Source organism: Bradyrhizobium sp. WSM4874 (assembly GCF_055811835.1).
Window position 1 is genome coordinate 1 of the sequence record NZ_JBVVPR010000305.1, and the last position, 218, is coordinate 218.

Annotated in this window: 1 pseudogene; it reads right to left on the minus strand. The window is 59.6% G+C overall.

The window, feature by feature from the left end:
* Window positions 1-20: 20 nt before the first annotated feature.
* Window positions 21-218, minus strand: a pseudogene (locus tag AC0L3P_RS40420) (ISL3 family transposase); the annotation flags it as partial.

Here is a 218-nt window from a genome sequence, read left to right on the forward strand (position 1 = left end):
CAATTTTGGTGCAGCACTGGTCATGTGGCACCGATTAGCCGAGCCTGCAGCAAGTCGAGCTTGGCGCGTCCGTACATTTGGCGCTTCACCAGTTTAAGCTTGGTGATCTGGCCCTCGGTCTGTCCGTTGGACCAGGACGTTGTGATCGCTGCGCTGACGGCGGCCTTGTCCTTGATGACGCCGTTGGCGAAAGACATGACGAGGCTTGCGCGTGCCCG